The organism is Chitinophaga ginsengisoli (assembly GCF_003014595.1).
GTDB classification, from domain to species: Bacteria; Bacteroidota; Bacteroidia; order Chitinophagales; family Chitinophagaceae; genus Chitinophaga; species Chitinophaga ginsengisoli.
In genome coordinates, this window is the sequence record NZ_PYGK01000002.1 from 133,308 (window position 1) to 146,104 (window position 12,797).

Here is a 12,797-nt window from a genome sequence, read left to right on the forward strand (position 1 = left end):
TAGCCCATGTTGGCCTAACTGGATAGTTTGTCCCAACCTCGAACTACAAAAATAAATCCATTATTAGCTCTCGTTGCGGATCTGACGGACATTTCATACAAACAAAAAGCCCGACTTCTCTTCGAAGCCGGGCTTTTGTGATCCCGCTGGGACTCGAACCCAGGACCCATACATTAAAAGTGTATTGCTCTACCAACTGAGCTACGGAATCATCCCTTTTGTGATTGGGATTGCAAAGGTATAAAATATTTTATTCATTCCAACTTTTTGACAACTTTTTTTCAAACAATTTCACAAAACCCGCCACAGACAAAATAAACCATCATATCTCATTTACCCCTATTTTTGCATTTGAAAAAAAATCATAATGCAAGATAAAGTTGTCGTTATCACAGGCGGTACTTCCGGAATAGGAAAGGCGCTGACGATAGCATCTCTCCATTCAGGCGCTAAAGTAGCCGTTTGTGGCAGAAAGCCCGAAGCACTGCAGACATTAGAGAAGGAATTAGCATCCGGCAACCTCTATACCTATACTGCCGATGTAAGTAAAGAAGAGGATTGTAAAAACTTCATTGAACAGGTCATCTCCCGCTTCGGTAAAATAGATGTCCTGATCAATAATGCGGGAATCTCTATGCGGGCATTATTTGATGATGTAGACCTCAAGGTCCTGAAACAAGTGATGGATATTAACTTCTGGGGTACTGTTTACTGTACAAAATATGCGTTACCGTCTATATTGGCGAACAAAGGGACCGTTGTAGGTGTATCTTCTATAGCAGGTTACAGGGGCTTGCCTGGCCGTACCGGATACTCATCGTCTAAGTTCGCCATGCAGGGCTTCCTCGAATCACTACGTACCGAGCATTTGCATACAGGCGTCAACGTAATGTGGGTATGCCCTGGCTTCACCAGTTCCAATATACGTAACACAGCATTGAATGAAGAAGGACGCAGCCAGGCAGAAACACCACTGGATGAATCAAAGCTGATGAGTGCAGAAACAGTAGCTGCTGCTGTCATGAAAGCGATCTCCAAACGGAAACGCACACTTGTTCTTACAGGCCAGGGGAAAATGACAGTGCTGCTTAGCAAACTGTTTCCAGGACTGCTGGATGGTATAGTATATAATCATTTTAAAAAAGAACCGGGTTCGCCGCTTAAATAATGATGTTAAGCTGTTCAGCGCCAATAGCTGATTACAAGGCAATTAGCATGAACAGCTTAACTTGAATCTTTTACTTTTTATTCTATTATTTTTTGCTTATAAGCGCCCCAAACCCCCGACCCCGGCCCTTTTATAGTTATTCACATCTGAACAAGTAATTGGCTGTTTAGTCGCAGCAACATGCAGATTTTATATTTCTTTGCATTACAAAACAACGCCAATGCCCCAATGGCATTCTTTTTGGGTAATTGGTATTCATTGATAACATACATGTCCATAATAACACTAACATCAGATATAGGCTTACAGGACTACCTGGTAGGCGCCATCAAAGGGCAGCTGTGGCAACACTGTCCAGGCGCTCCTGTTATGGACATTACTCATCAGATATCTCCTTTTAACCTGCCACAGGCCACTTACATCTGTAAGAGCTCCTTTGCTTATTATCCGCCACGTACATTCCATATTGTACTGATTAATCTGTTCGACCGTAAAGCAGATCACGTGCTGCTCGCAGAACACAACGGACAATATATAGCCTGTGCAGACAACGGACTGATTACAATGATTGCGGGTGGAGCCCCCACCAAAGTGATCAAACTGCCTTTACATAAGACACAGCCCCGGGATACATTCTCTATTCTCCAACGCTTCGCCGAAGCCTACAGGGAATTGCAGAACGGTAAACCATTGGCTGAACTGGGCGAACCAGCCTCGGGATATATCATCAAAAACAACCTCCAGCCGATGACTGGCCAGGATTATATCGACGGACAGATCATTCATATCGACAACTTCGAAAACGTAGTCGTGAATATCACCCGCCAGCAGTTTGATGAACACCGCCAGAACAGGCCATTCTCCATCTATTTCCGCCGTGATGAGGTGATTACACAACTTTGTGAAACCTATGCGGATGTACCGGAAGGGCATAAACTGGCACTCTTCAACGCCGCCGGCTACCTGGAAATAGCCATTAACAAAGGAAACGCTGCCGGCCTCTTTGGTTTACAGGGCTTTACCCGTGACCAGCTGACCTCCGGCTACCAGAAACTGTCCTTCTACCAGACCGTCCGTATCATCTTCGGCTAAACCAGCCGAAGCCCCCTCCTATTGCCCCGACTTCCCTTACGACTGTTAATCAATCACTTTTCTATTCTGCTTTTCAACCCTCTATCTACAAAAAATTTTTCTTATTAAAGAAAAAGTTAAAACTGTTATCACTAATTATCATAATTTGCCACTTTTTCTATTTTTGTCGGACCTAAAACATCCTTATGAATTTTAAAAGGACCAACAACATTGTCGGTTGGGTTATCTGTATCATTGCCTGCACTGTCTATATTATGACAATGGAGGCCACCGGCAGCCTTTGGGACTGCGGCGAGTTCATTTCCAGTGCCTACAAGGTACAGGTTCCGCACCCTCCTGGAGCTCCTTTATTTGTGCTGTTAGGTAGATTGTTCACTATCCCGCTGTCTCCACAAAACGCAGCCTTAGGTGTGAACCTTATGTCCGCCCTGTCCAGTGGCTTTACAATCCTGTTCCTCTTCTGGACCATTACCCACTTCGCCCGCCGCGTGATCGTTAAAAACGGGGCACCTATCACCCGTGATCAAATGATCGCTATTATGGGTGCCGGCGCAGTAGGTGCACTCGCTTACACATTCTCCGACTCTTTCTGGTTCTCCGCTGTGGAAGGTGAGGTATACGCTATGTCCTCCCTCTTCACCGCCATCGTTTTCTGGGCTATCCTGAAATGGGAACATGAATCAGATGAAGCATACGCTGACCGTTGGATCGTTTTCATCGCCTTTACGATGGGTCTCTCTATCGGTGTCCACCTGCTGAACCTCCTGACTATCCCTGCTATTGTAATGGTGTACTACTTTAAACGCTATAAAGTAACCCCAATGGGTACTTTCTGGGCATTTATCGTTGGTTGTGCCCTTACCGGTATGGTACAGAAATTCGTTATACAAGATACGATCAAGGCTTCCGGTCTGATGGACGTTTTCTTCGTAAACTCCCTCGGTCTTCCTTTCTACAGCGGTTTTGCTTTCTATTTCATCGTACTGGCCGGTTTGCTGCTGTATGGTCTGAAAAATCCGAAATTCGGATTCTATGCACCATTGATACTTGTTGCTTCCGTTATTGTGATCCCTTCCTTTAATGAGGCGACAGGCACCGGAGTGAAGATCCTGAAGATTATCGTTGCAGCAGCTATCGTAGCTATACCTTATTTCCTCAAACAATTCGGTACAAACGTAAATACTGGCAACTTCCAGCATTTTACCAAAGTGACCATCTACTCCATCCTCTTCCTGTTATTAGGTTACTCCACATACATCACCACCATGGTTCGCTCTACCGCTAACCCATCTGTGGATATGTACAATGTGGACAACCCGATATCCCTGGTAGGTTACCTGGGTCGTGAGCAGTATGGCGACTTCCCGCTGATCTACGGACAGGTATTTACCGCCCGTCCTACCAGCTACGAAGATGCCGGCAATATCTACGCCCGTGGTAAAGACAAGTATCTGATCGCTGGTAAGAAACAGGTACCTGTTTATGCACCGGAAGATAAAATGCTGTTCCCACGTGTATGGGATGCCAGCAACGATCAGGGACACGCAGACTACTATCGCGATTTCCTCGGTCTCGCCGACGGACAAAAACCTTCTTTTGCAGATAACGTACGCTTCTTTGTAAAATACCAGGTTGGTTTCATGTACCTGCGCTATTTTATGTGGAACTTCTCCGGCAAACAAAACGATACACAGGGTTATGGCAACGTACGCGACGGTAACTTCATCACAGGTATTTCTTTCATAGATAACCTGTTTTATGGTGACCAGTCCACAATGCCAGACAGCCTGAAAAATAATAAGGCACACAACACGCTCTTCCTCCTGCCCTTCATTCTGGGTCTGATCGGATTCATCTATCACTACAACAATCACCGCAGAGACGCCCTCGTAGCTGGTCTGTTGTTCTTCTTCACCGGTTTCGCTATCGTTCTGTACCTCAATCAGGCCGGTAACCAGCCACGTGAACGTGACTATGCATACGTTGGTTCCTTCTACGCTTTTGCGATCTGGATTGGTCTGGGAGTACTGTCCATCTACGAATTCCTGAAAACCAAAACCAAATCAGCGATCTCAGCTCCGGCGGCGACTATTGTCTGCCTCCTGGCTGTTCCGGTACTGATGGGCTTCCAGGAATGGGATGACCATGACCGCTCTACTAAAACTATCGCCCGCGACGTAGCTGCCGACTATCTTAATTCCTGCGCACAGGATGCCATTCTCTTCACCGTAGGTGATAATGATACTTATCCGCTGTGGTACGCACAGGAAGTAGAAGGTATCCGTCCTGATATCCGTGTAGTCAACCTCAGCCTCCTGGGCGTGGATTGGTACATTGATCAGCAGCGTCACACGGTGAACAAAAGCCCTGCTATTCAAATGAACTGGGCGCCTGACAAGTATCAGGGTGAAAACCGTAACTACATCCAGTACTACGATGGTGGTAACTTCCCACAGGATAAATTCTATAACCTGAAAGAAGTCATGAACTTTATGGGGTCTGATGATCCGCGTGCGAAACTATCTACTACAGATGGTTCCCAGATCAACTACCTCCCTGCTAAAAAGCTCTTTATACCAGTAGATGTAGCTGCGGCGATTAAGAGCGGTACCGTTGATATCCATGACAGCGCGAGGATCATGCCTCAGCTGCCTTTCCAGGTAAATAAAAACTACCTGCTGAAAAACGACCTGGCGGTATATGATATCATCGCTGCCAACGACTGGAAACGCCCGATCTACTTTACCAGCCCTACCGACCTCGGTCTGAATGACTACCTCCGTATGGATGGTCTGACTTACCGCCTGGTACCGCTGAAAAAAGAAGAAAGTAACGATCCGATGGGCGCAGAAAAGAATGTGAACATTCCGGCGATGTACGACAACCTGATGAAGAAATTCGCTTTCGGTGGTGCAAATGTGAACGGTACATACTTCGATGAGCCTAACCGTAAACTGCTGCAATACATCAGAAACTCCTACACCAGACTCGGTACTGCCCTGGCACTGCAAGGAAATAAAGATTCTGCACTGGCTGTACTCAACAAGGCTGACAAGAATCTGTTTGAAAGCAACTTCCCTTACGCCATGACCACTCCGGGCCAGATGCATAACTACAGCTCCATGCAGACTGTATATGCCTACTACCTGGCAGGTGATGCGAAGAAAGCAGATGAGATCTCTCAGAAGATCATCAAGGATTGTACACAACAGATACAATACTTCCGCAGTCTGCCTCCTTCCAAACAGGACGGCCTGAAGCGTGATACAGATATGTCAGAGCAGTTCATCTCCCTGCTGCAGCGTATGAAGGAAGATTTCACTCATCCTGAACGCCGTCAGCAAGGACTGGAAGGCAGCCAATCTATTGAGGTTGACTCCCAGGGACAGGCAGCTGATAGTCCTCAACACTAATAACAAATGCTTTATAAAAAAACGGGGTGTCCTATAAAGAGACACCCCGTTTTTTTATATCAAAACATCATCAACAAACCATAATAGGACTCCGTCAGGAGTCCCATTGTTTGTAGCGCGGGGTGATAACCCCGGGGAGCCCCATTGTTTGTAGCGCGGGGTTGATAACCCCGGGGGAACCCCATTGTTTGTAGCGCGGGGTGATAACCCCGGGGGAACCCCATTGTTTGTAGCGCGGAATGATAACCCCGGGAACATATATTCAATCCCTCACCTTCTCAGACACCAGCCGGCAATGATCACATTTCAGATCAAATTTCTCCAGCAGCTTGCTTTCCAGCTTCCACTGCCCTCCACATGACGGACAACTTTGCTCCATTTTCTTACTATCATAATTAAACAGGTAATAATAACTGGGCTTACCGGTCAGCTCTTCTAATTTGTGGCAGATATCCCTTCCCTGCATTGTCAGCGGACTTTTAATATCTGACAAATAACTATGAAATTGCTTTTCCCCCATCGATCCCCTGAACCAAAGCCCGTCAATCTCCTCATAACTCCTTGACCATGAGTTAATATCCTCGTAGCTCCGGTGCCGTGTATGCGTGTAGGGAAAGCTATACAGGGGAATCGGGTCAAAGCTGTCGCCCGACCTGATGGGCGAAGCCCCTCCCCAGTACAATATCAGCGACCTGGAAGACGCGATATCTGCTGTAGGGACAGCAACCAGGTGTTCGCCCACATATTTATAGGAAATAGTGACGTCGTAACGCTCCATGAGAATGGAAGTCCACTGATTGACATAATCGCTGTTATAACGCTCGTCCAGGGAGTCTTTTTTGAGACACTGCACATGCAGCCATACCGCGTTTTCCTGGCAAAGGAATACCTCATTCAGGGATACCAGCTGACCATTGGAACGTAAAGATCTGATGAAAAAATCGGCGTCATACAGGAAGGATTCCATCTCTGACTTAGGCCAGTTCGCCTTCTGAAATAGGATTTGATAGATGAACATAGGGATAGAATTATATGAATGGTAGTCAAAGAGATGACTACAGCAACAGGATTATATTAAATATAACGAAATATTTCGGTTATAAAAAATCCTGGCGGTCAATTCACTTATCCTTCAGGTTCAGCCAATTGGGGCAAATAAAAAACTCCCGCTTTCACGGGAGTTTCCTATCAAATGTTATGATACGCTTATAATTTACCTACTTCCTGCCACCAGAACTTCACACACTCTTTCACATCAGGCACACTGTTATCCCAGTTATATTCATACTCCACAGAGAACATGCCTTTGAAGTTCTGCGCCTTCAGCTCAGCCAGTACAGCTGGCATGTTACAAACACCGTTACCCCAGATAACATCATGAGCATCAGGTGATTTTTCATTCAGGTCTTTAAAGTGCAGGTGCAATACATGTCCTTTCAGCTGTTTGATACACTCCACAGGCTCCATACCGGAACGTACCCAGTGACCGATATCTGCGCAGGCACCAAATAGTTTGCTGCGGCCTTTGATAGCCACCAGTACGCTGTCAGGATGCCAGTAATGGCTTGGTTTCGGATGGTCGTGGATGGCCACTTTGATCTGATATTTATCGCACAGGCGGGAAACGGCATCCCAATGTTCGCGTTTAGGCTCTGCAGTGATCACCTGGATACCCATTGCCTTCGCGAATTTGAATACTTCCTCCCATTCCTGCTCGCTTGCCGGCGATACCACGCCGTAAGCTACCAGTTTCTTCTTCTTTGCTTTCAGCAGTGCTTTTACCTGTGCCTGCTTAGCAGCGTCCATTCTCCAGTCAAACTTGCCTTCAATGCCGTTGCCAATGGTCTGGCCGTTGTAGCATTCAACATATTGGACACCAACACTATCCATTTTGTCCAGCGCCTGTGCCAGCGTAAAACGGTTAAAGGTATATGCCTGTGCACCTAATTTCCAGCCCAGCTTATCCGCTTTCCCCTGCGCAAAACTTAACGTGGATGTCATCGTCGTACCAGCCAGCATACCAGCCAGTAACAGCACGCTGCTCAATTTTTTAATCATCTGCTATAGTTTTAATTTGATAATCAGTAAAGACCTTCGCGAAAAATAACAGCTTTCCCTGAAGAAAGCAAACGATACGTGGTTAACTGGTCATATACTGCCAGTAAAAGGGGCCGTTTCCTGGTAAATAACGGGACCAAAAGAACTTACGCAATGTTAAAAATTCAAAAGCCGAACACACATTAAAATATGATACATACATAATAGTCTATATTCTATCGATATTTTTCGTTCTATTTTGCATAGATTGCCACCCATGGACTATGTGCTTACATCATCCAACTAAATTCGCTAATTTTAGAATTATTATGAGAGGCATACATTTTTCCAAATTTGAACCCGATGAGCAGCAGGGAAAATCGCCCTTTGAGAAGCTACTGGATGTATTCACGCAACTGCTGACTTATACCAGCGGAGATGTTAGTGAAGCATTGCAATGGCTGACCGAACTGGACAAAGAGTACCAACTTACGAATGAGGATTATGGCATCGGAGATTTTATACAGGAGCTGAGGGACAAAGGATACATCCGCGAAAACGAAGAGAACGGAACCATCCAGATAACCGGCAAAACCGAACAGAGCATCCGCAAACGTGCACTGGAAGAAATCTTCGGTAAACTAAAAAAATCCAGCCAGGTTGGTAACCACAATACCCGCAAATCAGGCCAGGGAGACGAACTAAACGCTGATAGCCGTCCATTTCAATTCGGGGACGCACTGGAGCAGATCGATATGACCGCTTCCATCCGCAACGCCCAGATCAATCACGGTATCGACAGCTTTTCCATCCAGCAGGATGACCTTGAGATCCAGGAAACAGACTTCAAAACACAGACGTCTACCGCCCTGATGATCGACATCTCCCACTCCATGGTACTTTATGGTGAAGACCGTATCACACCGGCTAAGAAAGTGGCCATGGCACTCAGTGAACTGATCACCACCCGCTATCCGAAAGATACGCTCGACATTATTGTGTTTGGCAATGATGCCTGGCAGATAGAGATCAAGGATCTTCCGTATCTCCAGGTAGGTCCATTCCACACCAATACCGTAGCAGGACTGGAACTGGCCATGGATATCCTCCGCCGCAGGCGCAACCCGAACAAACAGATCTTCATGATCACCGACGGTAAGCCCACCTGCCTCAAGAACGGGAAAGAGTACTATAAGAACAGCTTCGGCCTGGATCGTAAGATCCTCAACCGGACGCTTAATCTCGCTGCTCAGTGTAAGAAATTAAAGATTCCAATCACTACATTCATGGTAGCTACCGACCCGTGGTTGCAAAAATTCGTAACAGAGTTTACGGAAACCAACAACGGGAAAGCCTTCTTCTCCGGTCTGGATAAACTGGGACAATTCCTGTTCTTCGACTTTGAGAATGGAAAAAGAAAAATGCTTTAAAAGCATCGCATCATATCATCGATAATCCATTAATACAACATGAATATTAACATAAGTACGTTAGGTGAATTAAAGAAGAGTGGATATAAACCTAAATCTGTTAAAGAAGAGATCAGACAAAACCTGATCCGCAAATTGCAGCAAAAAGAGAATGCATTCCCAGGTATCATCGGCTATGAAGATACCGTTATTCCAGATACAGAAAGAGCCCTGCTCTCCCGTCATAATATCCTGTTCCTCGGTCTCCGCGGACAGGCAAAAACGCGTATGGCCCGGCAGATGATCTCCCTGCTGGACGAATATATTCCTATCGTAGAAGGCTCCGAAGTGAACGACAGTCCCTTCGATCCGCTGTCCCGTTACGCCCGCGACATCGTGGCTGAACTGGGCGACGCGACGCCTATCTCCTGGGTTTCCCGCGAACAGCGCTACAGTGAGAAACTGGCTACGCCGGATGTTTCTGTTGCCGACCTGGTAGGCGATATCGATCCTATCAAAGCGGCAAATATGAAGCTGAACTACGCAGACGAAAGAGTGATCCACTTCGGTATCATTCCCCGCTCCAACAGAGGTATCTTCGTGATCAACGAATTGCCCGACCTGCAAGCCCGTATCCAGGTATCCCTGTTTAACATACTGCAGGAAGGTGATATCCAGATCCGTGGTTTCAAAGTGCGTATGCCGCTGGATATCCTGTTTGTGTTCACTGCCAATCCGGAAGACTATACCAACCGTGGATCTATCGTTACACCGCTGAAAGACCGTATCGAAAGCCAGATCATCACCCACTACCCGAAGAACGTGGAAAACTCCCTGCTCATCACCGAACAGGAGGCCAACGTACATGAAGAACAACAGCATGTACACATCAGCGATATGATCAAACGCCTGATCGAACAGGTGGCTTTTGAAGCGCGTAACAGTGAATATGTAGACAAGAAAAGCGGTGTTTCCGCCCGTCTCACCATCGCTGCTTATGAAAATGCAGTGAGCGCAGGTGAACGCAGAGCGATCATCAACAAGGAAAAAAGTACCCACGTCCGCATAGCTGACCTGCAGAGTATCATCCCCGCCATTACCGGTAAAATTGAACTGGTATATGAAGGCGAACAGGAAGGACCTTTACAGGTAGCCGTTAACCTGCTGGATAAATCTATCCGCAGTGTCTTCTCCCAATACTTCCCTAACCCGGACTCCTTCAAGAAGCGTAAACAATCCGCTACTGCAGAGAATCCCTACAGGGCAGTCATACAATGGTTCGATAAAGGCAATGCGGTGCAGTTATTACAGGATGTGAACGATAAGCAATACGAGACCTCACTGCTGAAAGTTGAGGGCCTTAAAGAGCTTATAAAGGGCAAATTCCCGCATGCCAATGCCAAGGAGCAATTACTGCTGATGGAATTTGTGCTGCACGGTCTTGCCTCCTACTCCCTGATCAGTAAAAAAGTAGTGGAAAATGAGACCCGTTTCAGCGATCTGCTGGGCACCATGATGAACTTCGGCACCGGCACCGAAGAAGAGAACGACGAATTCTAAACATACTTTCCGTAGAACGACGCGGAATACCGGAAGTTATCTGCTTAAATTGGGGGTTGCATCTTACAATTGAAGTATATATCTTTCAGTATTCCGCGTTTTGCATTATTATGCTCCGCGCTCATTGAAAAACACTCTATTAACTCACAGTTATGAACAATTCAAGAAGACACTTTATCCGCTCTGCCTCCACATTGATGGCAGGAGCCGGATTGGTCAGCGCGTTACCCGCTTCTTTACGCGCTGTTGCCCCCAGTGACAAGATCAATGTTGCCGCCATCGGTATTAACGGGATGGGATGGGCAGATCTTACCGCCATCCTGAAAAACCCTTATGCGCAATGCGTAGCCCTCTGCGATGTCGATAAGAACGTGCTCGATAAAAGAGCCGGGGAACTGGCCCAGAAAGGTCAGAAAGTGAAGACATATAGCGACTACCGTAAGCTGCTGGAAGATAAAACAATTGATGCCGTGATCATCGGCACACCAGATCACTGGCACTGTCTACAGATGACAGACGCCGTATCCGCAGGAAAAGACGTCTATGTGGAGAAACCCATCGGGAACTCTATTGCAGAGATCAATGCCATGGTAGCCGCCCAGGAACGTACCAAACGGGTGGTACAGGTAGGCCAGTGGCAACGTAGCCAACAGCACTTCAAAGATGCGGTTGCCTTCGTACATTCCGGCAAACTGGGCCAGGTGCGCCTGGTAAAAGCCTGGGCCTATATGGGCTGGATGCATTCCATCCCCAAACAACCGGATGGCACTCCGCCTGCAGGCGTAGACTATGCCTCCTGGCTGGGCCCTGCTGAAAAGCGCCCTTTCAATCCTAACCGCTTTCACTTCAACTTCCGCTGGTACTGGGATTATGCAGGCGGCCTGATGACCGACTGGGGCGTACACCTGCTGGATTATGCCCTGCTGGGTATGAAAGCGCAGCACCCGGTGTCTGTCATGGCTGCAGGCGGCAAATTCGCCTATCCTGATGATGCAGCTGAAACACCAGATACACTCACCACAGTATACCAGTTCGACGGTTTCAATATTCAATGGGAACACGCAATCGGCATTGACGGCGGTCCTTATGGCCGTGACCATGGTATTGCGTTCATTGGCAACAACGGTACGCTGGTATTAGACCGCGGCGGCTGGGAAGTGATCCCTGAAAAAGGAAAAATGGAAGCGGTACCCCGTACCAAATCGGTAGACAACGGACTGGACAACCACGCTGTTAATTTCCTGGACGTGATCAAATCCCGTAAACTGGAAGACCTGAACACACCCATCCAGGCCGGTGCACATGTGGCAACTATCGCACAGCTGGGGAATATCGCTTATAAAACAGGCAGGAAACTGAACTGGAATGGCGCCAAAGAGCAGTTCGACGATGCGGCCGCCAATAAGTTCCTGGCTGCAGAATATCACAATGGTTACAAGCTTCCAAAAGCTTAGCGCATAAAAGAGAAAGGGATGTTCAGAAAATCCGGACATCCCTTCTTCCAATGAATGCATAATATTATCTCCATTGATGCCCCTTCAGGTATTTGCATCAACCGCCTCCAACATTTCTACCGCCTCCACATTTCCCTGCTGGGCGGCCAGATCCATGGCAGTTAAACCCCGGTTGTCCCGGATGTACTTATCTGCACCATGATCCAGTAACAGTTTTACCATGTTATTACGTCCGAACATGGCAGCAAACATCAGGGCAGTACCACCATTCCCGTGCTGCAGGTTTAGATCCGCACCATAACGGATCAATAGTGTCGCTATCTCAGGATAACCTTTAAAACTCACACCCATCAGGGATGTATTACCACCCAAATCAGCAGCGTTCACATCTGCACCTGCTTCCAGCAATATCCCGGCCGCATCGTATTGGCCGTTATAGGTCGCAATGATCAGGGGTGTATATCCACGGACATCGCGAATATTGAGATCGTCTATTTCATTGATATGCTCCCGTAGAAAATCTATATCTCCGTTACGGGCTGCTGTAAAGAATTCATTATGTAAAGTCTGCATAGTTTGCTGCTTATTTGAGATGAACATGGTTTTGTCAGTACGCATATACCGTCTCAAATATTACGCCCGAAAGATTTTTTAACGATCGCCT

Annotated in this window: 9 protein-coding genes and 1 tRNA gene; 6 read left to right on the top strand and 4 right to left on the bottom strand. The window is 47.0% G+C overall.

Annotated elements, in window-relative coordinates:
- Window positions 1-138 precede the first annotated feature (138 nt).
- Window positions 139-211, bottom strand: a tRNA-Lys gene (locus tag CLV42_RS05070).
- Between the two features lie 156 nt (window positions 212-367).
- Here CLV42_RS05070 and CLV42_RS05075 point away from each other — a divergent pair.
- The 3 genes from CLV42_RS05075 to CLV42_RS05085 all read left to right on the top strand — a co-directional run bounded on the left by CLV42_RS05075 (window position 368) and on the right by CLV42_RS05085 (window position 5,673).
- Window positions 368-1,168: an SDR family oxidoreductase gene (locus tag CLV42_RS05075; protein WP_211303389.1), complete on the top strand. Its 801-nt coding sequence runs from the start codon at window positions 368-370 to the stop codon at window positions 1,166-1,168.
- A 270-nt stretch (window positions 1,169-1,438) separates the two neighbouring features.
- On the top strand, window positions 1,439-2,260 hold the full coding sequence (locus CLV42_RS05080) for an SAM hydrolase/SAM-dependent halogenase family protein (RefSeq protein ID WP_106601339.1): 822 nt from the start codon (window positions 1,439-1,441) through the stop codon (window positions 2,258-2,260).
- A 185-nt stretch (window positions 2,261-2,445) separates the two neighbouring features.
- Complete coding sequence (locus CLV42_RS05085) at window positions 2,446-5,673, top strand: glycosyltransferase family 117 protein (RefSeq protein WP_106600821.1); 3,228 nt, start codon at window positions 2,446-2,448, stop codon at window positions 5,671-5,673.
- A 262-nt stretch (window positions 5,674-5,935) separates the two neighbouring features.
- Here CLV42_RS05085 and CLV42_RS05090 read toward each other — a convergent pair whose 3' ends face one another.
- Complete coding sequence (locus CLV42_RS05090; protein WP_106600822.1) at window positions 5,936-6,691, bottom strand: DUF2310 family Zn-ribbon-containing protein; 756 nt, start codon at window positions 6,689-6,691, stop codon at window positions 5,936-5,938.
- A gap of 188 nt (window positions 6,692-6,879) precedes the next feature.
- On the bottom strand, window positions 6,880-7,731 hold the full coding sequence (locus tag CLV42_RS05095) for a sugar phosphate isomerase/epimerase family protein (RefSeq protein ID WP_089830870.1): 852 nt from the start codon (window positions 7,729-7,731) through the stop codon (window positions 6,880-6,882).
- A 308-nt stretch (window positions 7,732-8,039) separates the two neighbouring features.
- On the opposite strand from CLV42_RS05095, the gene CLV42_RS05100 reads away from it, so the two are divergent.
- The 3 genes from CLV42_RS05100 to CLV42_RS05110 all read left to right on the top strand — a co-directional run bounded on the left by CLV42_RS05100 (window position 8,040) and on the right by CLV42_RS05110 (window position 12,133).
- Window positions 8,040-9,140, top strand: coding sequence for a vWA domain-containing protein (locus CLV42_RS05100; RefSeq protein ID WP_106600823.1), 1,101 nt, complete (start codon window positions 8,040-8,042; stop codon window positions 9,138-9,140).
- 39 nt (window positions 9,141-9,179) lie between these two features.
- Entirely contained in the window at window positions 9,180-10,679 is a 1,500-nt protein-coding gene (locus CLV42_RS05105; RefSeq protein WP_106600824.1) for a MoxR family ATPase, read from the top strand.
- A gap of 152 nt (window positions 10,680-10,831) precedes the next feature.
- Entirely contained in the window at window positions 10,832-12,133 is a 1,302-nt protein-coding gene (locus tag CLV42_RS05110; RefSeq protein ID WP_106600825.1) for a Gfo/Idh/MocA family protein, read from the top strand.
- An 84-nt stretch (window positions 12,134-12,217) separates the two neighbouring features.
- Here the strand turns inward: CLV42_RS05110 and CLV42_RS05115 are convergent, their stop codons facing one another.
- Window positions 12,218-12,706, bottom strand: coding sequence for an ankyrin repeat domain-containing protein (locus CLV42_RS05115; protein ID WP_106601340.1), 489 nt, complete (start codon window positions 12,704-12,706; stop codon window positions 12,218-12,220).
- Between the last annotated feature and the right edge of the window lie 91 nt (window positions 12,707-12,797).

Coding starts and splice junctions, on each gene's coding strand:
- CLV42_RS05075 (WP_211303389.1), top strand. CDS start 368: ATGCAAGATAAAGTTGTCGTTATCACAGGCGGTACTTCCGGAATAGGA.
- CLV42_RS05115 (WP_106601340.1), bottom strand. CDS start 12,706: ATGCAGACTTTACATAATGAATTCTTTACAGCAGCCCGTAACGGAGAT.
- CLV42_RS05080 (WP_106601339.1), top strand. CDS start 1,439: ATGTCCATAATAACACTAACATCAGATATAGGCTTACAGGACTACCTG.
- CLV42_RS05085 (WP_106600821.1), top strand. CDS start 2,446: ATGAATTTTAAAAGGACCAACAACATTGTCGGTTGGGTTATCTGTATC.
- CLV42_RS05095 (WP_089830870.1), bottom strand. CDS start 7,731: ATGATTAAAAAATTGAGCAGCGTGCTGTTACTGGCTGGTATGCTGGCT.
- CLV42_RS05105 (WP_106600824.1), top strand. CDS start 9,180: ATGAATATTAACATAAGTACGTTAGGTGAATTAAAGAAGAGTGGATAT.
- CLV42_RS05100 (WP_106600823.1), top strand. CDS start 8,040: ATGAGAGGCATACATTTTTCCAAATTTGAACCCGATGAGCAGCAGGGA.
- CLV42_RS05090 (WP_106600822.1), bottom strand. CDS start 6,691: ATGTTCATCTATCAAATCCTATTTCAGAAGGCGAACTGGCCTAAGTCA.
- CLV42_RS05110 (WP_106600825.1), top strand. CDS start 10,832: ATGAACAATTCAAGAAGACACTTTATCCGCTCTGCCTCCACATTGATG.